Annotated in this window: 16 protein-coding genes; 10 read left to right on the top strand and 6 right to left on the bottom strand. The window is 24.4% G+C overall.

The window, feature by feature from the left end; genetic code table 11:
* The first annotated feature begins 1,009 nt into the window (after positions 1 to 1,009).
* From treP to treR, 3 genes are read left to right on the top strand one after another with little or no spacing between them, the layout of a single operon-like run.
* On the top strand, positions 1,010 to 2,428 hold the full coding sequence (treP, locus tag NBW53_RS08585) for a PTS system trehalose-specific EIIBC component (RefSeq protein ID WP_250277862.1): 1,419 nt from the start codon (positions 1,010 to 1,012) through the stop codon (positions 2,426 to 2,428).
* 21 nt (positions 2,429 to 2,449) lie between these two features.
* Positions 2,450 to 4,114 carry an alpha,alpha-phosphotrehalase gene (gene treC, locus NBW53_RS08580; protein ID WP_250277861.1) on the top strand — a complete coding sequence of 555 codons (1,665 nt, stop codon included), beginning with the start codon at positions 2,450 to 2,452 and terminating at the stop codon, positions 4,112 to 4,114.
* A 48-nt stretch (positions 4,115 to 4,162) separates the two neighbouring features.
* The gene (gene treR / locus NBW53_RS08575; protein ID WP_250277860.1) at positions 4,163 to 4,879 is read left to right on the top strand and encodes a trehalose operon repressor; all 717 of its coding nucleotides are present in this window, start codon (positions 4,163 to 4,165) and stop codon (positions 4,877 to 4,879) included.
* A gap of 224 nt (positions 4,880 to 5,103) precedes the next feature.
* Here the strand turns inward: treR and dnaB are convergent, their stop codons facing one another.
* From dnaB to NBW53_RS08545, 6 genes are all read right to left on the bottom strand, one after another.
* On the bottom strand, positions 5,104 to 6,456 hold the full coding sequence (dnaB, locus tag NBW53_RS08570) for a replicative DNA helicase (RefSeq protein ID WP_250277859.1): 1,353 nt from the start codon (positions 6,454 to 6,456) through the stop codon (positions 5,104 to 5,106).
* 8 nt (positions 6,457 to 6,464) lie between these two features.
* On the bottom strand, positions 6,465 to 6,914 hold the full coding sequence (gene rplI, locus NBW53_RS08565) for a 50S ribosomal protein L9 (RefSeq protein WP_250277858.1): 450 nt from the start codon (positions 6,912 to 6,914) through the stop codon (positions 6,465 to 6,467).
* Complete coding sequence (locus tag NBW53_RS08560) at positions 6,915 to 8,615, bottom strand: DHH family phosphoesterase (RefSeq protein WP_250277857.1); 1,701 nt, start codon at positions 8,613 to 8,615, stop codon at positions 6,915 to 6,917.
* A 54-nt stretch (positions 8,616 to 8,669) separates the two neighbouring features.
* The gene (locus tag NBW53_RS08555; protein ID WP_250277856.1) at positions 8,670 to 8,981 is read right to left on the bottom strand and encodes a MazG-like family protein; all 312 of its coding nucleotides are present in this window, start codon (positions 8,979 to 8,981) and stop codon (positions 8,670 to 8,672) included.
* Between the two features lie 165 nt (positions 8,982 to 9,146).
* A complete protein-coding gene (locus NBW53_RS08550; protein WP_250277855.1) occupies positions 9,147 to 9,974 on the bottom strand; it encodes a YihY/virulence factor BrkB family protein in 828 nt (275 codons plus the stop codon).
* Between the two features lie 121 nt (positions 9,975 to 10,095).
* On the bottom strand, positions 10,096 to 11,283 hold the full coding sequence (locus tag NBW53_RS08545) for a D-alanyl-D-alanine carboxypeptidase family protein (RefSeq protein ID WP_250277854.1): 1,188 nt from the start codon (positions 11,281 to 11,283) through the stop codon (positions 10,096 to 10,098).
* A 216-nt stretch (positions 11,284 to 11,499) separates the two neighbouring features.
* Here NBW53_RS08545 and alaS point away from each other — a divergent pair, with 216 nt between their 5' ends.
* The 7 genes from alaS (at position 11,500) to rsmA (ending at position 20,370) form a co-directional block, all read left to right on the top strand.
* Entirely contained in the window at positions 11,500 to 14,139 is a 2,640-nt protein-coding gene (gene alaS, locus NBW53_RS08540) for an alanine--tRNA ligase (RefSeq protein WP_250277853.1), read from the top strand.
* Between the two features lie 391 nt (positions 14,140 to 14,530).
* Positions 14,531 to 16,027, top strand: coding sequence for an amino acid adenylation domain-containing protein (locus NBW53_RS08535; RefSeq protein ID WP_250277852.1), 1,497 nt, complete (start codon positions 14,531 to 14,533; stop codon positions 16,025 to 16,027).
* A gap of 17 nt (positions 16,028 to 16,044) precedes the next feature.
* Positions 16,045 to 16,269, top strand: coding sequence for an acyl carrier protein (locus NBW53_RS08530; protein WP_250277851.1), 225 nt, complete (start codon positions 16,045 to 16,047; stop codon positions 16,267 to 16,269).
* 2 nt (positions 16,270 to 16,271) lie between these two features.
* Positions 16,272 to 17,300 (top strand): hypothetical protein, encoded by a 1,029-nt coding sequence (locus tag NBW53_RS08525; RefSeq protein ID WP_250277850.1) that lies wholly within the window; start codon positions 16,272 to 16,274, stop codon positions 17,298 to 17,300.
* Between the two features lie 22 nt (positions 17,301 to 17,322).
* Positions 17,323 to 18,804: a formyltransferase family protein gene (locus NBW53_RS08520; protein ID WP_250277849.1), complete on the top strand. Its 1,482-nt coding sequence runs from the start codon at positions 17,323 to 17,325 to the stop codon at positions 18,802 to 18,804.
* Positions 18,805 to 19,008: 204 nt separating this feature from the next.
* On the top strand, positions 19,009 to 19,383 hold the full coding sequence (locus NBW53_RS08515) for a hypothetical protein (protein ID WP_250277848.1): 375 nt from the start codon (positions 19,009 to 19,011) through the stop codon (positions 19,381 to 19,383).
* 105 nt (positions 19,384 to 19,488) lie between these two features.
* Entirely contained in the window at positions 19,489 to 20,370 is an 882-nt protein-coding gene (gene rsmA, locus NBW53_RS08510) for a 16S rRNA (adenine(1518)-N(6)/adenine(1519)-N(6))-dimethyltransferase RsmA (protein WP_250279029.1), read from the top strand.
* The last annotated feature ends 26 nt before the right edge of the window (positions 20,371 to 20,396 follow it).

The following is a 20,396-nucleotide window of genomic DNA, read 5'->3' as shown; positions in this document are numbered from 1 at the left end:
GCTTACCACCCGTTAAACGGGTGGTTTTGATTGTACACAGAATACCATCTGTTCTACAGATGGTTCCAAAAAGGCTGTGCCTATAAGTAGAAAAAATAACCTCCTGTTGTAAAATATATATGGGATATCCCGAAATAAAAAGATGTAGAAGTAATAGAAGCATAAGTTTGTAAAGATAATATACATATGTTAGTAAGTATACTATCCAAATTGAGTATTTGAACATTTATGGGATATTTTATTCAAAATATAGGAGAAAATTATATGGATAAAAATTGTAAATATGATATATTATTAATTATATTACCAAAATTTATATATTTAAAAGTAATTTGATAATATTTGATAGATATATAAGTTTAAAATATAAATAAAGGAATAAAAAAGTAATAGAGTACATAAAAAATTAATTAAAAGAAGATTAAAGTATAAAAACAAACACTTTAAGGAGTTATTTTTATATATAATAAGTAATGTTTATATTAATCTATTATTAATATAAACCACTTAATAATAGGAGGAATGTAATATATAAAATAAAAAATATTTTATGATATAATAAAGTAGGTCAATAATTAAAAATAAAATATCATAGGAGTTTTTATAATGAAATATATATTCTAAGTGGAGATATAAATTATATATAATATAATTTTTAATTTAAATCTTTATAATATATAAATAGATAGTATATATATATAATAATTAAATACTTATTTTTTATTATAATTTAACTAATTTTTATAATTGATAGATTAAAGTCAGGTTTTAAAGCCTGACTTTTTATATGTAAAAATAAAAAATAGAAAATAGGTACTCTTAAATTTAATATATTAAATTATACAAAATAAATAAAAAATAAAAATAAAAACTATATTAATTAGTATAAAATGTATATAAATAATTTTTGTTTATTTTTAAAATATCAAAAATAATAATTATATATTGACAATAATAAAATCATAGTTTATTATTAACATATACGTACAAGTTAAAAAGGAGGATTATTATGAGTAATTATATAGAAGAGTCTAAAAAGCTGTTAGAATATTTAGGTGGTAAAGAAAATATATCGGCAGTTACACATTGTATGACACGTATGAGATTTGTTTTAAAAGATACAGAAAAATCAGATAAAGAAAAAATAGAAAGTTTATCTTGTGTTAAAGGAACGTTTTTGCAAGCAGGACAATTTCAAATAATTATAGGTAATACGGTATCTCAATTTTATAATGATTTTATAAAAGTATCTGGTATAGAGGGTGTCAATAAAGAACAAGTAAAAGATGTAGCAAAATCTAATATGTCTCCTATACAAAAGTTAATGGCAAATTTAGCAGAGATTTTTTCACCTCTTATACCAGCCATTATTGTTGGGGGACTTATATTAGGATTTAGAAATATTATAGGTGATGTAAAGTTTTTTGAAGAAGGTACTAAAAGTTTGATAGAAATATCTCAACTTTGGTCTGGAATTTATAGTTTTTTATGGTTAATAGGTGAAGCTATATTTCATTTTTTACCTGTTGGGATAACTTGGGCTATAACTAAAAAAATGGGTACTACTCAAATTTTAGGTATAGTATTAGGTATAACTTTAGTATCTCCACAACTTTTAAACGCATATAGTGTGGCTACTGCTACAGAAATACCTTTTTGGGATTTTGGATTTGCAAAAGTAGAAATGATAGGTTATCAAGCACAAGTTATACCAGCTATTTTAGCAGGATTTGTTTTAGTATATTTTGAAAGATTTTTTAGAAAAATATCTCCTTCTTCAATATCTATGATTATTGTACCATTTTGTTCTTTAATACCTACAGTCCTTATAGCTCATACTGTTTTAGGGCCAATAGGTTGGAAAATTGGGGATATAATAGCTCAGTTTGTATATGCAGGTTTAACTTCTTCTATTAGTTGGTTGTTTGCAGGCTTATTTGGGTTTGTATATGCACCACTTGTTATAACAGGTTTACACCATATGACAAATGCAATAGATTTACAGTTAATGGCTCAATTTGGTGGTACTATGCTTTGGCCAATGATTGCTTTATCTAATATAGCACAAGGTTCGGCAGTTTTAGCTATGATATTTTTACAAAAAAATAATGAAAAAGAAAAACAAGTTTCTATACCAGGTTGTATATCGGCTTATTTAGGGGTAACAGAACCAGCTTTATTTGGTGTTAATTTAAAATATGGTGTACCTTTTGTATGTGGTATGATAGGCTCTGGCATAGCAGCAATTATTTCTATTACAACAGGAGTTATGGCAAATTCTATAGGTGTAGGCGGATTACCAGGTATATTATCTATACAACCTAAAAGTATGTTAATGTTTTTAATAGCTATGTTAGTAGCAATAATAGTACCGTTTTTATTAACTATTATTGCATATAAGAAAAAATATAAATTAGATAAAAAATAATAAGCATAAGGAGATTTTATAATGGATAATTTTAAAAAAAGTGTAGTTTATCAAATATATCCTAAATCTTTTAATGACTTTAATGGAGATGGAATAGGGGATTTAAAAGGGATTATAGAAAAATTAGATTATTTAAAGGAACTAGGGGTTGATTATATATGGCTAACACCTTTTTATAAATCACCTCAAAAAGATAATGGTTATGATATATCTGATTATTATAACATAGATGAGATTTTTGGAACAATGGAAGATTTTGAAAATCTTGTAAAACAGGCTAAAAATAGAAATATAAATATAATGCTTGATATGGTATTTAACCATACTTCAACAGAGCATCAATGGTTTAAAAAAGCATTATCTGGTGATGAAAAATATAAAAATTTTTATATTTTTAAAAATGGAAAGCAAGACAAACCACCTACCAATTGGATATCTAAATTTGGTGGTAGTGCTTGGGAATATGTAGAAAAATTTGATGAATATTATTTACATTTATTTGATGTTACACAAGGTGATTTAAATTGGGATAATAAAGAAGTTAGAGAAGAGATATTTAAGGTAGTAAATTTTTGGATAGATAAAGGTGTAAAAGGATTTAGATTAGATGTAATAAATTTAATATCTAAACCACAAATTTTTGAAGATGACAACATAGGAGATGGTAGAAAATTTTATACAGATGGCGAAAATATACACAAGTATTTAAAAGAGCTTAACCAAAATACTTTTGGTAAATATGAAGATATAATTACAGTTGGTGAAATGTCATCTACAACTATTGATAATTGTATTAAGTATTCTAATCCAGAAGAAAAAGAGCTATCTATGGTTTTTAATTTTCATCATTTAAAAGTAGATTATAAAGATGGTGATAAATGGACTTTAATGGATTTTGATTTTATGATGTTGAAAAAAATATTTGAAGAATGGCAAGAAGGCATACAAAAAGGAAATGGGTGGAGTGCTACATTTATGTGTAACCACGACCAACCAAGAGCATTATCAAGATTTGGTAATGACAAACAATATTATAAAGAAAGTGCTAAAATGTTAGCTACAACTATCCATATGATGAGAGGCACACCATATATTTATCAAGGTGAAGAAATAGGTATGACTAATCCATATTTTGATAGTATAGATAAATATAGAGATGTAGAAAGTATAAATTATTATAATATATTAAAAGAGCAAGGGGTAGAAGAAGAAACTATATTAGATATATTAAAATCTAAATCTAGGGATAATTCTAGAACACCAATACAATGGAATGATGAAAAAAATGCAGGATTTACTACTGGTACACCTTGGATACCTATCGCCAATAATTATAAATATATAAATGTTAAAAATGCTATTGATGATAAAGATTCTATATTTTATTATTATAAAAAATTAATATCTTTAAGAAAGCAATATGATATTATATCTGAAGGTAGTTTTAAAATGATTTTAAAAGACCATAATAAAATATTTGCATATACTAGAGAATATAAAAATCAACATTTATTAGTTTTAAATAATTTTTATGGTGAAACTATTAATCTTATTTTACAAGAAGATTTAATAAAAAACAAAGATAAATCTAAAATTTTAATATCTAATTATAATGAAGAAAATATACTACAAGAAAATATGATAATAAAACCTTACGAATCTATTGTGTATCTTATAGAAAATTGAGTATTTTAATAATAGTTTAAATATGGTAAAATTCTATTGGGTGATTTTATGAATAATAAATATTTAACTATATATAATGAATTATTAGAAAAAATAAAAACAGGTTATTATAAGCCAAATGATTTGCTACCATCTGAGAGTGAACTTATGAAAATTTACAATGTATCTAGAGATACTATAAGAAAGTCATTAAATATATTAACTCAAGAAGGTTATATACAAAAATCACAGGGAAAAGGTTCTTTTGTTTTAGATATAAATAGATTTACATTTCCAGTATCTGGTGTAGTTAGCTTTAAAGAGATTGGAAAAAAATTAGGTAAAACTTTTGAGACAGATGTTAAACAGCTAGAATGTATAATACCAGATAAATATATCTCAAAAGATTTAAATCTTAAAAAGAATGAAAAAGTATGGAAAATAATTAGAACTAGAAAAATAGGTAAAGAAAGTATTATTTTTGATAAAGATTATATTGTACAAAAATTTGTTAACAATTTAAACTGTGAAATTTGTAAAAACTCACTATATGAATATATAGAAAATGATTTAAATTTAAAAATATCTTATGCAAAAAAGCAAATAACTGTTGAAAAAAGTACAGAAGAAGATGAAAAATATTTAGATTTAAAAGAATATAATATGGTTGTAGTAGTAATAAGCTATACACATTTAGAAGATAATAATGTTTTTCAATATACAGAATCTAGACATAGACCAGATAAATTTGTTTTTGTAGACTTTGCAAGAAGAAATAAAATATAAATAAAAACCTAAATAGAATAAATTAACTTTATTATAATTAAAATTCTATTTAGGTTTTTAATATTATAAATATATATTATAGATTGTAGACAAAATATTTTATAATTAATTTTTTTGTTTTTATGCAAATCATAAAAATTTTAATCACAATAGAGGGCTTTTCCTTGTATTGTGTAAAAAGCTAGATTTTGTGTGAAAAAATTAGATTTATTTATACAGTAACCTTATAAGTCATAATATGTTTTTTCTAGATTAGCAAATTTTGTATATTGGGCAAGCCAACTAAGATATACAGTACCAACAGATCCATTTCTCTGTTTAGCAATAATAACTTCAGCTTGTCCTCTTTTTTCAGTTTCAGGGTTATAATATTCATCTCTGTATAAAAAACAAACAAGGTCGGCGTCTTGCTCTATTGCTCCAGACTCTCTAAGGTCAGACAACATAGGCTTTGGTGGTTTTCTTTGCTCTACGGCTCTACTAAGCTGAGATAAAGCAATAACAGGTACGTCTAGCTCTCTTGCTAATCCTTTTAAAGCACGAGATATAGACGAAATTTCTTGTTGTCTATTTTCATTTTTACCACTACCGCTCATAAGCTGAAGATAGTCTATAACAACAAGACCTAAATTTTGTTCTTTTTTTAGCCTTCTACATTTAGCTCTAAGCTCCGGTATAGTTATAGCCGATTTATCATCTATATATATAGGAGCTTCAGATAAAGAGCTAACGGCTTCTGCTATTTTATACCAATCATCAGACTGTATATCACCTGTTCTAAGTTTTTGTGCATCAACTAAAGCTTCTGTACAAATCATACGGTTTACTAATTGTTCTTTGGACATTTCTAGGCTAAATATAGCAGTTGTAACATTTTTATGTAACGCTGCATATTGGGCAATATTTATAGCAAATGCAGTTTTACCCATAGAAGGCCTTGCGGCTATAAGTATAAAATCTGAATTTTGTAAGCCAGATGTTTTCATATCAAAATCGGCAAATCCAGTTTCTATACCAGTAACTTTACTTTTATTTTTATATAAGTTTTCTATTTTTTCAATAGAAGTTTCTAAAACTTTACTAATAGGTGAAAAATCATCTAAATTATTATTATCACCAATACTTTCTACAATTTTTTCCGCTTTTTCTACTATATTTTCTATTGTTTCTGTGTTATCAAAAGTTAAAGCATTTATGTCTTTAGAAGCTTTTAGTATTTTTCGTCTTATGGATTTTTCTTTTACAATATCTGCATATTGTTTTGTTAAAGCACTTGTAGACACAATGTTGTAAAGTTGTACAATATATTCATAACCACCTACATTGTTAAGCATATTCATAGTTTCAAGCTTATTTTTTAATGTAATAATATCAACAGATTGATTGTTAGAATACATATCTACCATAGCATCAAATAGTATTTTATGCTCAGGACGATAAAAATCATTAGACTTTAAAAGCTCATAAGCTGTAGATAGTCCATCTATATCAAAAATCATACAGCTTATAAGCGCTTGTTCTGCCTCAAAATCGTTAGGTGGTATTTCTGGATTAATATTAGGATTTATATCGGACATAATTATACCTATTTTTGTTCACAAATAGTTACTTTTAATGTAACACTAACTTTTGGGTGTAATTTTACAGTAGCTTCTTTTTCACCTAAAGTTTTTATAGGGCTTGATAAAATAATTTTCTTTTTATCAACTTCTATGCCAGTTTGTTCTTTTAAAGCGATAGCTATTTCTTTGTTTGTAACAGTACCAAAAAGTTTACCGTTACTACCTAATTTTACACTTATTTGAAGATTTTTACTTTCTATTTGTTTACCAATAGCTACAGCGTTGTCATATTCTTCTTGTCTTTTGGCATCTTCAATTTTTTTTATGTTATCCATTTTTGTAAGATTATTTTTATCTGCCAACACTGCTAATTTTTTTGGTAATAAAAAGTTTTTAGCATAACCATCATTGGCATTTATTATTTGGTCTTTTTTACCTACACCTTTTACATCTTCAAGTAATATAACTTTCATTTATTCTTCCTCCTTAAAATATTCATCTATAGCTTCTTTTAGCATATCTATAGCTTGTTCTATTGTAACATTTTCTATTTGAGTTGCAGATATAGACTGATGACCACCGCCACCTAGCTTTTCCATTATAATTTGTACATTTATTTCACCAAAGCTTCTAGCGCTAATAGATATGATATTATCTAACTTACAAAGCACAAAACTAGCATTTATATTGTCTATATTTAAAAGCTCATCACAAGCTTGAGCAACAACTAAAAGAGGATTATCAATATAATCTTCTAAAACAGATATAGCTATATTTTCTCTATATTCTTTCATATTAGTAACAACATTTGCTCTAGCGTTGTAACAATCTAAGCTATTTTTAAATAATTTTTTAACCCTTATAGTATCTGCACCTTTTTTCTTTAAAAATGCTGCTGCCTCAAAAGTTTTAATACCAGTTTTAAAAGCAAAGTTTTTAGTATCTACTATTATTCCGGCAAGTATAGCATCAGCTTCCACTTGTTTTATAGGTATATTTTTATTAATATGCATAAGCATTTCTGTTATAAGCTCACAAGTAGAAGAGGCATAAGGCTCGTGATATGTTAAAACGGCATTTTCTATATAATCTACACCTTTTCTATGGTGGTCAAAAACTACAATTTTTTTAGCTTTATCTATAAGTTCAGGACATTCACAAAGATATGCTTTATATACATCTACTATTATAAGTAAAGTTTTTCTATTAACTAGCTTTAAAGCTTCTTCTGATGATATAAATACGTCTTTATATTTTTCATCTGCAGAAATTCTGTCATATAAATATGATACAGAAGAGGTAATATCGTTTAAAACTATTTTACATTTTTTTTCTAAAGCGGATACAATAGAATAAACGCCTATCCCTGCTCCCATACAGTCTAAATCTGTATATCTATGTCCCATAATAAGAACATTAGAGGCATCTTCTATAAGCTCAGTTAATGCGTATGCTTTAACCCTTGCTCGCACTCTTGAATTTCTGTTACCTTCTTTAGCATGACCACCAAAAAATTGATAGTTTTCACCAGATTTAATTACCACTTGGTCTCCTCCACGGCTAAGGGCAAGGTCTATAGATACTCTAGCGTATTCCATATTTTCATCTAAATTTTCTCCGTTTGTACCTATACCTATTGATAATGTAACGGGTATAGTATTTCCCATATCTATTTCTCTAATACTGTCTAATATATTAAATCGTTCTTCTTTAAGCTCATCTAGGCTTTGTTGAGATAATATAAGTATATATTTATCTTTTTCAAATTTTTTTACAACGCCTCCTAAGTCTTTTGCCATTTTTTTAATTTTTCTATCTACAATAGCAAGGATAAGAGGGTGTCTAAATTCTTCTAAAGAGTCTAAAACTTCGTCATAGTTATCAATTACAATTAAACCTACTGTTGTTTTATATTCATCTAATATTTTTATTTCAGTAAAAAATAAATCATAATTTTGTTCAGATTTTCTTACAATTATGTTATACCCTTTTTGATTAATGACACATTGTTGTTCTTCTTTATCAAAGTTAAAATTTTCTATTAAACTTTTAATATTACATTTTTCATCAACATAAGGTAAAATATTTTTTTCAAAAGTACAATTATATGAAATAAAAACGCCATCTGGTGCTATTTTTAAAACACTAAAAGGTATATTATCAAAATTTTTCATAATAAATCCTCTCTATAAAATCTTTATGAAAGATTAAGAACACAATTTTTCATATTATAATTTATTAAAATATCTTAAAAGCTCTTTAACATCTTCATTAAAAATATCTGTTTCATCTAAAACACCTATTTTTAGTTTTTTATTAATTTTTAAAAGTAAAGTTTCTGGGCTTATACCTAATTTTTTAGCTAATATATATATTAATATAGTTAAATCTGCAAATATTTCTATTTTATCTGCCTCTGTGCTATCTGGTTGTATAAAGCTATTGTGTAAATCAGAAACACCTGCTAAAATTTGCCCTTTTAATATTTCTATCATTTTAATATTTTTTGTAATATCTAACTGATTATCAAAATTTATCATAATATCCCCTCATAAAATACTATTTATTAGTCATAATAATATTTTACTAGTTTATGTATATTTTATCAAATATTATAAAAAACAAAAAATACCAAAATATATAACTTTTTAGCTTTTAGTAATATGTTTTTTTATTTTAGCACATTTTATTTCATTTTTCAACATTTATCTATTTTTAAATAGGCTAGATTTTTCTAAAATAGAATTTATTTGTCCACCTAATAAAAGTATTAAAGATACCATATTTATCCATATAACTAGTACAAATATACTACCTATACTACCATATATTTTAGAGTATCTAGAAAAGTTATTTATATATATATTAAACCCTTTAGATAATATAAGCCAACCTAAAACAGTTATTATAGCTCCAGGTAATATATTTTTTAATGAAACCTTTTTTGATATGGATATTTTATATATAACCAAAACCATAACAAGTAATATAGCACTAATAAATATATATAAAAATATACTATTTAGAAAATAAGGAATAAACTCTAATGGAGTATATTTTATTATAAGTTCTCCAATATAATCACTAAATATAAAAAGAAGTAAAGAACAGTTTACTAAAATAGCAAATATAAAAACTAACATAACACTTGTTCCTCTTTTTAAGATGAAGCTTCTAGTGTCATCTTGTTCGTATGCTCTGTTAAGCCCTTGTATTATAGAATTAAAACCAGTAGAAGCACTATATATTGTTACTAAAAAGCTAGTAGATAATAAGCTAACACTTTTTGTTTGGATAACTTCCTGAACAAATACCATTAAAATATTTTCTATTGGTTTAGGTAAAGTTTTACCAAACTCTATAATATATTTGCCTATATCAAGGTTAGAAAAACCTAATAAGGTCATAAGAAATATTATAAAAGGAAATATTGCTATAAGTAGTTTATATGTTAAAGCATTTGCCATTAACATAAGTTCATTTTCTGTTGTTTTTTTTATTAAAATTTTTATAAAGTCTAAAAATTTATTCATAACCTTCTCCTATTTTAAACAAAAGATAAAGTCTCTTATTATTTTAATTATATCATAATTATATGCAAATTAAAAGAAAGTATAAATTGATATTAACAAATTTACACTTTCTTTTGTATTTTTATATTACCCAATCAATCATAAGTTTTTTAAAAATATCATTTAAAGAGGCTTTTTTAATATCTTCTTCTGCCAAAATATCTATTCTTCCTATTTCGTTATTTTCATAGGTGTAGATAGCTTCTCCTATTTTTGTACCTTTAGTAATAGGTGCTTTTATGCCTTCTATCATTTGTATATCTTTTTTTATATCCGTTGAGGCTCCTTTTTTTATTACAAAGCTTGCAGGTTTTTCTAACACACCGTTTACTGTTGGTTTTTCACCTTTATATACATTTGTATAACCAATACTTTTACCTTCGTCATCACATTTTATAACTTGATAATTTGCAAAGCCATAGTCAAACATTTTTGCTACTTCTTGAAATCTAACTTTAGGGTCTGGAGCAGCCATAACAACTGCTATAAGAGAAAGACCGTCTCTTTCTGCACTTCCAGATAGACAATATAAGGCTTTTTTAGTAGAGCCTGTTTTTAAGCCAGTTGCACCATCATACATTTTTAAAAGTTTATTTGTGTTTGTAAGTCCAAATTCTGTTTCACCTTTTTGTGTTTTATGTGTAATAGTATCTTGCCATTTTGTTGTAAATTCTTTTATATCTGGATATTTTGTCATAAGCTCTTTACTTATTATAGCTATATCTCTAGCACTCATATAATGATTTGTTGTATCTGTATCAAGGCCACAAGCGTTTTCAAAATTGGTATTTTCCATACCAAGCTCTTTAGCCTTTTTGTTCATAAGCTTTACAAATTCTTCCTCCGAGCCAGATATATATTCGGCCATTGCTACTGCAGCATCATTAGCAGAGGCAATAGCTATAGATTTTGTTAGTGTTTTTACATCTTGTTTTTCCATAGGCTCTAAAAATATTTGTGAGCCCCCCATACTAGATGCATATTCACTAGTTGTTACTATATCATCCCATTTAATTTTACCTTGTTCTATAGCTTCATATATTAAATAAAGTGTCATTACTTTTGTAACACTAGCCGGAGATAGCCTTTCATCTGGATTTAGTTCGTATAGCACTTTTCCAGTTGTAGCTTCTATAAGAATTGCAGACTTAGCCGATATGTCTAAAGCGCTTTGTTGTTCTTTAGTTTGTTCTGTAGCAAGGGTTATAAAATTATTAGTATTAAATGTAAATATTAATAGCAATAAAAAGATTAATATTTTTTTATTCATAGTAATAACCTCCATAAAAATTACCTATAAATTTATGTTTTACTAAAATTTCATTTTTATTCATAATATAATTAAGTTTTAGTAATAAATAATTTTAAATCACTTATTTTAAATATGATAATATTTTTATAAATATGAATAATAAAATTTACAATAAGTTGACATATATAGGTGTATTTTATATAATTAATATAATATAATTTTATGGAGGAATTTATGAAAAATTTAGGTGTAAATGAAATTAGAAAAAAATATTTAGACTTTTTTCAACAAAAAGGCCATTTAAAAATGAATAGTTTTTCATTAGTGCCACAAAATGATAAAAGTTTGTTACTTATAAATTCTGGTATGGCACCTTTAAAGCCATACTTTACAGGTCAACAAATACCACCAAATAGAAGAGTTACAACTTGTCAAAAATGTATAAGAACAGGTGATATAGAAAACGTAGGAAAAACTGCAAGACATGGTACATTTTTTGAAATGCTTGGGAATTTTTCTTTTGGAGATTATTTTAAAGAAGAGGCTATCCCTTGGGCTTGGGAATTTTTTACAAAAGTTTTAGAGCTTCCAGAAGATAAGCTTTATGTATCTGTGTATCAAGATGATGATGAAGCTTTTGAAATATGGAATAAAAAAGTTGGAATACCAGCAAATAAAATAGTTCGCCTTGGAAAAGAAGATAACTTTTGGGAACACGGAACAGGACCTTGTGGCCCTTGTTCAGAAATATATTTTGATAAAGGCGAGCAATATGGCTGTGATAATCCTAATTGTTATGTTGGTTGTGATTGTGACAGATATATGGAAATATGGAATTTAGTTTTCACACAGTTTAACAGAGAAGAAGATGGAACATATACAAATCTTGCAAATCCTAATATAGATACAGGTATGGGGCTTGAAAGAATAGCAACTGTTATGCAAAGTGTAAATTCTATCTTTGATGTAGACACAGTAAAAGCTATTAGAGATAAAGTTTGTCAATTAGCTAATTGTAAATACGGCGAAGACAATAAAAAAGATATATCTATAAGAGTTATAACAGACCATATTAGGTCAGTTACATTTATGACAGCAGACGGTGTATTACCTTCTAATGAAGGGCGAGGATATGTACTTAGACGTCTTTTAAGAAGAGCTGCAAGACATGGTAAAATATTAGGCATAGATGATTTATTTTTAGCAGATTTAAGCAAAACAGTTATAGAAACATCTAAAGAGGCATATCAAGAGCTAGAAGAAAAGAAAGATTATATATATAAAATATTAACTGTAGAAGAAGAAAGATTTTATGCTACAATAGATACTGGTATGGAGCTTTTAAAACAAAAAATAAACGAATTAAAAGCTACTAATACAAAAACATTAAAAGGTGAAGATGCTTTTAAACTTTACGACACATATGGTTTTCCTTTTGACCTTATGAAAGAAATATTGGAAGAGGAAAATATGACATTAGATGAAGACGAGTTTTTAAAAGAAATGGAAAAACAAAAAAATAAGGCTCGTTCTGCTAGAGAAGAAGACACTTATATGGGAGCAAAAGAAACTATTTTCCATAAACTAGACCCATCTATGAAAAGTGAGTTTTTAGGATATGAAAATAATAGTATTAAAGATAGTAAAGTTTTAGCTATTATATGTGAAGATGAAATAGTAGAAGTAGCTAAAGAAGGACAAAAAGTAGTAATAGTTGTTGATAAAACGCCTTTTTATGCCGAAATGGGTGGACAAGTTGGTGATAAAGGTACTATACAAAATGATAACCTTTTAATAGAAATAAATGATACTACAAACTTTGGAGGCAATAAAATTTTACACTATGGTATTGTAAAAAAAGGCGAAGTAAAAGTAAATGATAGTGTTGTTTTAAAAATAGATGAAGAAGAAAGATTATCTACTGCTAGAAATCATACAGCAACTCATATATTACACAAGGCTTTAAAAGAAATTTTAGGCAATCATATAGAACAAGCAGGTTCTTTAGTTTCTAAAAGCCGTTTACGTTTTGACTTTACACATTTTGAGGCATTAACAAAAGATGAAATATTAAAAATAGAAAAAACTGTTAATATGTATATTTTAAAAGGTCTTGAAGTATGTATTAAAGAAACAGACATAGAAACAGCTAAAAAAGAAGGAGCAACAGCACTTTTTGGAGAAAAATATGGAGATATCGTTAGAGTTGTAAATGTTGGAGATTATTCTATCGAGCTTTGTGGAGGAACACATATTAAAAATTCTGCTCAAATAGGAAGCTTTAAAATAATATCTGAAAGTGGTGTTGCAGCTGGTGTAAGACGTATAGAGGCAATAACAGGGCTTAGTGCTTTAGATTTTTATGAAGAAAGAGAAAATATAATATTTAATATTTGTGAAAACTTAAAAGCTAATCCTAAAAATGTAGTTGCTAAATCTTTAGCTATAACAGAAGAAAACAAAAAACTTTTAAAAGAAATTGAAAGCTTAAAAGCTAAATTATCTTTTGGGTTATTAGATGAAATATTAAACCAAAAACAAAACATAAATGGAATAGATGTTTTAGTAACTAAAGTATCTAATATGGATATGGATACACTTAGAAATCTTGGTGATAAAATAAAAGAAAAATTATCAGATTATGCAATACTTTTATGTAGTGATAACAATGACAAGGTTAATTTTATAGCTATGTGTAGCGATAGTGCTATAAAAAATAATCTTAAATCTGGAGATATAGTAAAAGTAGCTGCTAATATTTGTGGTGGAGGCGGAGGAGGACGTCCTAATATGGCTCAAGCCGGAGGAAAAGACCCTTCTAAAATAGATGAAGCTATAAAAGCAACACTAGATTTTATAAAAGAAAAAATATAATATTTATGAGAAAATAACCGTGAAAAAAATAATTTTAGCTATATTAATTGCTATTAGTTTATTGTGATACTATTATACTAGTAATAAAATTTTATGTAAATTGGATAGATGATTATAAATTATTAAAATTTTTTAAAAAATAAAGATAATTATTAAATAGATAGTTGGTAATATATAATGTAATGTTTAGATTTAAAAATTAATAATTAATGTTTTAATAATTTTTATGACTTAATTTTGTGAAAAATTTATTAAAGGCATATTAGAAGTTTAAAAAATTATAAATAAAAGAAAAATTTAGAAATAATATTAGTAATATATATTGCCAATATTATTTCTAAATATAAAACTATTCAAATATATTTAATAAACTTAGAAAAGGTGATTTGTTATGAAAAATATAATTGAATACTTAGAAAATAGTATAAAAAAATATAGTAATAAAATTTGTATAAAACAAGATAGTGAGCAAATTACATTTAATGATTTAAGAAATAAAGCAAGAAAATTAGGTTCTTTAATAGGTAGAAAAAATTTATTTAAATCTCCAATAGTAGTTTTTATGGATAAAAGTATAAATGCTATTGTAAGTTTTTTAGGAGTAGCATATAGTGGTAATTTTTATATACCAATAGATATTGAAATGCCCTCTAATAGAATAAAAAAAATATTAAATACTTTAAATTCTAAAGTTATAGTAACAACTAAAGATAATTTTGAGAATATTAAATGCATTTCTGGAGAATATGATATAATATATATCGAGGATATAATAAATGAAATTGAAGATGAAGAATTATTAGAATATATTCAAAGCAAATGTATAGATACAGATTTACTATATGTATTATTTACATCTGGTTCAACAGGAGAGCCTAAAGGGGTAACTATTTCTCACAAATCTGTCATTGATTATATTGAGTGGGTTACTAAAACATTTAAAATTAGTGATAATGATATTTTTGGAAATCAAGCTCCTTTTTATTTTGATAATTCAATATTAGATATTTATTGTACTATAAAATGTGGTTCTACATTAGATTTAATACCTAAAAAATTATTTTCATTTCCTATAGAACTTTTAAATTATATTGAAAATAGAAAAATAAATACTATATTTTGGGTACCTACTGCTTTAATATATGTTGCAAATCTTAAAGCTTTAGATAAAGTAAATGTAACTACACTAAATAAAATACTATTTTGTGGGGAAGTTATGCCCAATAAGCATTTAAATTTATGGAGAAATAAATTTAAAGACTGCTTATTTGCCAATTTGTATGGACCAACAGAAATAACAGATGTATGTACTTATTATATTATAGATAGACCTTTTTCAGATAATGAACCTTTACCTATAGGAATACCGTGTGAAAATACAGATATTTTTATACTAAATGAAGATAATGAGTTAATTAATAATAGTTTTGAAATAGGAGAACTCTATATTAGAGGGACATCATTATCTTTTGGATATTATAATAATATAGATAAAACAAATGAAAATTTTATTCAAAATCCTTTAAATAGTTCATATAGAGAAATAGTATATAAAACAGGTGATTTGGTAAAATATAATGAATATAATGAATTATTGTTTGTTTGTAGAAAAGATTCTCAAATTAAGCATAGAGGATTTAGAATAGAATTAGGAGAAATAGAAGCTATTATAAACTCTGTTGAAGAAATAAAACAATGTTGTTGTTTATATGATGATGAACGTAAAAAAATTGTATTGTTTTACAGTAGTGATATAGATATTAATAATAGTACATTTAAGGATATTCTGCCAGAATATATGATACCTAATAAATTTATAAAATTAGATAATTTCCCATTAACTTTAAATGGAAAAATAAATAGATTAGAATTAAAACAATATTTTTAAAGAGGAGAAAAGCTGGTATGAAAGATAGAGTCAAAAAAATTTTAGAAGAAATAAATTCAGATATAAATGAAAATATAAATCTTGTTGAAGAAGGAATATTAGATTCTTTTGATATTATAAATATTATATCTACATTAGAAGATGAATTTAATATATCAGTTGATGCAGAAGATATAGTTAAAGAAAATTTTGAAAGTGTAGAAGATATAGTTAATTTAGTTGAAAGGTTAAACATTAAATAGATATGAAAAATACTATTGAAATTAGATTTTGTAATGAAAATGATATTCTAAATGTAATGAACTTTATTAAAGATAATTGGAATGAAAATCATATATTAGCAAATAATAAATTTGTTATGGAATATGAACATTTTTGGAATAATAAATTTAATTATGTTATAGCCTATGATAATTTAAATAATAAAATTTGTGGAATATGTGGAATAATACCATACACTAAAAATTATAATATTGATATATCTGCTGGTATATGGAGAGCTATAAAAACAAGTAATTTTTTAACTGGAACAAATATTTTAAAATTTATTCAAGAAAATACTAAATGTAGAAGTTTTTTATGTTGTGGTATAAATAAAGATACTATAAAGTTAAGAGAATATCTTGGGCATAAAATAGGTAAATTAAATCATTACTATAGATTAAATAATAAATCGGAGTATAGTATATGTATAGTTAACAATAAAAATATTATGCCTATAAAACAAAAAGATGAACTATATTTATTTGAAATATTTGAAATAAATGATATAAAAAATAAATTTGATATATATAAGTATAAAGATAGAATTACATTTAAAGATTGGGACTATATAGAACATAGATATTTTAAACATTTTAAATATAAATATAAATTTTTATGTATAGGGAAAAATGAGAATTTTATTAATTCTATTATTATAGCAAAAGAAATTATATTTGATAAAAATACAAAAGTTCTAAGAATAATAGACTTTATCGGAAATGAAAGTGATTTACCTAAAATATCACATCAATTAAACGATATTTTAGTTTCAAATGGTTATGAATATATAGATTTTTATTGTTATGGTATATCTAATGATATTTTTTATAAAATGGGATTTAATATAAGAGATGATGAAGATACAAATGTAATACCTAATTATTTTGAACCATTTGAGCAAAAAAATATTGATATATATTTTTCTATATATGTGGATAAAAATTATAAAAGTTTACCTATTTATATATTTAAAGGTGATGCAGATCAAGATAGACCAAATAAAATATAAAATTTAAGAGAGATGATATTTTATGGATTCCAATAATTTTAATTGTATAATAGTAGGAAATGGTATTCTTACTAAGTTATGCATAGAAATTTTAATTAAAAAATTTTTTAATATAATTTTAGTAGTAACATCTAATGAAGATGTCAAAGATTTTTGTAAATCTAAAAATATAAATATAGTTAGTGATAAGGATATAAATATTATAAAAGAATATGATTTTGATTACTTATTTAGTATAGTATATTTAAATATAATACCAGAAGATATTATTAATATAGCAAGAATAAAAGCTATTAATTACCATGATTCTTTATTGCCATCTTATGCTGGAGTTAATTCTACATCTTGGGCTATAATAAATAAAGAACAATATCATGGAATAACGTGGCATACAATGACTAAAGAATTAGATAAAGGAGCTATTTTATTACAAAAGCCAATAAAAATAGACAAAAAAGAAACTGCTTATTCTCTAAATTTAAAGTGTTTATATTCAGGGTTTAATGAATTTAAACACTTAGTTAATGATATTCTTAATAATAATTTAAAAGAAGTAAATCAAGATTTTACCTTAAGAAGTTATTTTGGAAAATATAAAAAACCTTTATATTGTGGAATCATAAATATAACTGATTATAATGATGTTAATCAAGTAGATTGTCTTATTAGAGGGTTAAATTTTGAAAAAATTAATAATATATTAGCTACTGCTAAAATTTGTATAAATAATAATTTTTATATAATAGATTCATATTATTTACAAAATGAAGATAATTTTGAAAATAATAATTATAAAATAATTTTAACTTTTAATAATAATTATATAATTATAGACAAAATAAGAGATATTTATGGAAATATTATAGAGTTAGATAAAGAATTTAAATTTGATAAATTTAAAAAATTATATGTACAAAATATAAATGAAAAAAATAATCTATTAAGTATAGGGAATTATTTTGAACAAATATGTAAATATGAAAGTTATTGGGTTCAAAAATTTAATAAAATAAAAAATATAAAAAATGAAATTTTAGAAGTAAATGATGAAATTTACATACAAATTAAAGAAATAATAAATTCTCAAAATTTAATAATAGAAGATAAAATAATTTTAGCTATAATTTTAGTAAATAAACTAATTTTTAAAAATAACACTATTTGTATAGGGTATGATATAAATTTTTCTAATTATAATAACTTATATTCAAACGTAGTTCCTTTTATTATTGAATTTGATAATAGTAAAATAAATATAAATGAAATTATATGTAAAATCAAAAAAGAAAAAGAAATGATTAAAGAAAATATAACATACTGTAAAGATATATTTTTTAGATATAAAGAGATATCTAAAAAACATGATAAATTTGAAATTAATATATGTAAAGATATTAGAAATATAAGCGGTAATTTTAATATTTTGATAAAACATGATAAATTTGAAATTATAAATTTTAATACTAATAATTTTATATCAAAAATCATTAATAAAATATTATAGAAAAAATAATTTATCTTAATATATTTCTTATTAATTGATTAAATTCTAAATTAGAATAATAATTAATTATAAAATATTGATCATTAGTATCTTAAATATATTAATAATAAATAGTATGTTTTATATAAGATATACTTACAATTAAAGTTATATATTCATAAATAATTATTTATAAAAGAAAATAAAATTTAGGAGAAAATAACCGTGAAAAAAATAATTTTAGCTATATTAATTGTTTTATCTGTTTATTTAGTTGGTTGTGAAAAAGAAGAAGTTAATAATAAAACTATAAATATGACAGAAGAAGACAAAGTTGCTTTATTTAATCTTATGGAAGAAAATATTGTTGGAGAATATGAAAGCGAAAATGGAGAAGTTTTTCAAGTTACCCCAGAAGGAAAGTTTTTATATGAAAACAATAAAGGTTTAGTTTCTTTAAAATACAATCTTATAGATGCTACAAAAGTGGAAGTTGTAGGTGCAGATGGTAAGGCAAAAACAGAAAATATTTATTTTGAAGATATGGGCGATAAATTTAAGCTAGAGTATAACAAAAAAACATATTATAGAGATAAATAAATATTAGTAACAATTATAGAATTAAAATTATACAAATTATAAAAACAATTAGCCACTTCTTAAAATAGAGGTGGCTAAAATTAAATAAAGTTTGGAGAGATTAACATTAATAATAAAGAAGATAATAAAACGTTAGCTTTTAAAACAAAAGAAATTATAAATAAATATGATTTTGCTTTTAAGAAAAACTTTGGACAAAATTTTTTAATAGATAAGCTTGTTTTAGATAAAATAGTGACTTCTGCCAACATATCTAGTGAAGATATAGTTATAGAAATAGGCCCAGGTATAGGTACTCTTACAGCTTGTCTTGCTAAAAATGCTAAAAAAGTTATAGCAGTAGAGATAGATAAAACACTTATTCCAATTTTGGAGGATACATTATCTAATTTTAATAATATTGAGATTATAAACGAAGATATATTAAAAGTAGATATAAATAAAATAGCAGAAGAAAATAAAAATTCTAAAATAAAAGTGGTAGCTAATTTACCTTATTATATTACAACACCAATTATAATGAATATATTGGAAAATAGGCTACCAATAGATAGTATAACTGTTATGATACAAAAAGAAGTGGCTTATAGAATGGAAGCAAAGCCGGGAACTAAAGATTATGGGGCTTTATCTGTTATTGTTCAGTATTTTTGTGAGCCTTATCTTGTTGCTAATGTTCCTAGAAACTGTTTTATGCCAAGACCTAATGTAGATTCGGCGGTAATAAGGCTTACAACATTAGATAAACCACCAGTAGATGTAGAAAATTTAGAATTATTTTTCTATGTTATAAAAGTTGCTTTTTCTCAAAGAAGAAAAACTTTATTAAACTGTATATTTAATGCAGAAAATTTTAAATTTGATAAAGAACAAATAACAAAAATATTAGAGGAAGCTTCTTTTGATGTAAATATTAGAGGAGAACGTCTTAATATAGAAGATTTTGCAAATCTTACAAGAGTAATAGAATCACACTTAAAAAATTGAAAATAAATGTAATAATTTTTATAGAA

The sequence above is a fragment of the [Clostridium] colinum genome, assembly GCF_940677205.1.
In the GTDB taxonomy this organism is placed as follows: Bacteria; Bacillota; Clostridia; order Lachnospirales; family CAG-274; genus Tyzzerella; species Tyzzerella colina.
This window is presented reverse-complemented; position numbering and strand designations above follow the sequence as displayed.

What these genes read in the sequence shown, in the direction of transcription:
- treR (WP_250277860.1), top strand. Translation starts at nt 4,163, where the DNA reads ATGAATAATAAATATTTAACTATATATAATGAATTATTAGAAAAAATA.
- NBW53_RS08530 (WP_250277851.1), top strand. Translation starts at nt 16,045, where the DNA reads ATGAAAGATAGAGTCAAAAAAATTTTAGAAGAAATAAATTCAGATATA.
- NBW53_RS08555 (WP_250277856.1), bottom strand. Translation starts at nt 8,981, where the DNA reads ATGATAAATTTTGATAATCAGTTAGATATTACAAAAAATATTAAAATG.
- NBW53_RS08550 (WP_250277855.1), bottom strand. Translation starts at nt 9,974, where the DNA reads ATGAATAAATTTTTAGACTTTATAAAAATTTTAATAAAAAAAACAACA.
- dnaB (WP_250277859.1), bottom strand. Translation starts at nt 6,456, where the DNA reads ATGTCCGATATAAATCCTAATATTAATCCAGAAATACCACCTAACGAT.
- NBW53_RS08560 (WP_250277857.1), bottom strand. Translation starts at nt 8,615, where the DNA reads ATGAAAAATTTTGATAATATACCTTTTAGTGTTTTAAAAATAGCACCA.
- rplI (WP_250277858.1), bottom strand. Translation starts at nt 6,914, where the DNA reads ATGAAAGTTATATTACTTGAAGATGTAAAAGGTGTAGGTAAAAAAGAC.
- NBW53_RS08520 (WP_250277849.1), top strand. Translation starts at nt 17,323, where the DNA reads ATGGATTCCAATAATTTTAATTGTATAATAGTAGGAAATGGTATTCTT.
- treC (WP_250277861.1), top strand. Translation starts at nt 2,450, where the DNA reads ATGGATAATTTTAAAAAAAGTGTAGTTTATCAAATATATCCTAAATCT.
- NBW53_RS08535 (WP_250277852.1), top strand. Translation starts at nt 14,531, where the DNA reads ATGAAAAATATAATTGAATACTTAGAAAATAGTATAAAAAAATATAGT.
- treP (WP_250277862.1), top strand. Translation starts at nt 1,010, where the DNA reads ATGAGTAATTATATAGAAGAGTCTAAAAAGCTGTTAGAATATTTAGGT.
- NBW53_RS08525 (WP_250277850.1), top strand. Translation starts at nt 16,272, where the DNA reads ATGAAAAATACTATTGAAATTAGATTTTGTAATGAAAATGATATTCTA.
- NBW53_RS08545 (WP_250277854.1), bottom strand. Translation starts at nt 11,283, where the DNA reads ATGAATAAAAAAATATTAATCTTTTTATTGCTATTAATATTTACATTT.
- alaS (WP_250277853.1), top strand. Translation starts at nt 11,500, where the DNA reads ATGAAAAATTTAGGTGTAAATGAAATTAGAAAAAAATATTTAGACTTT.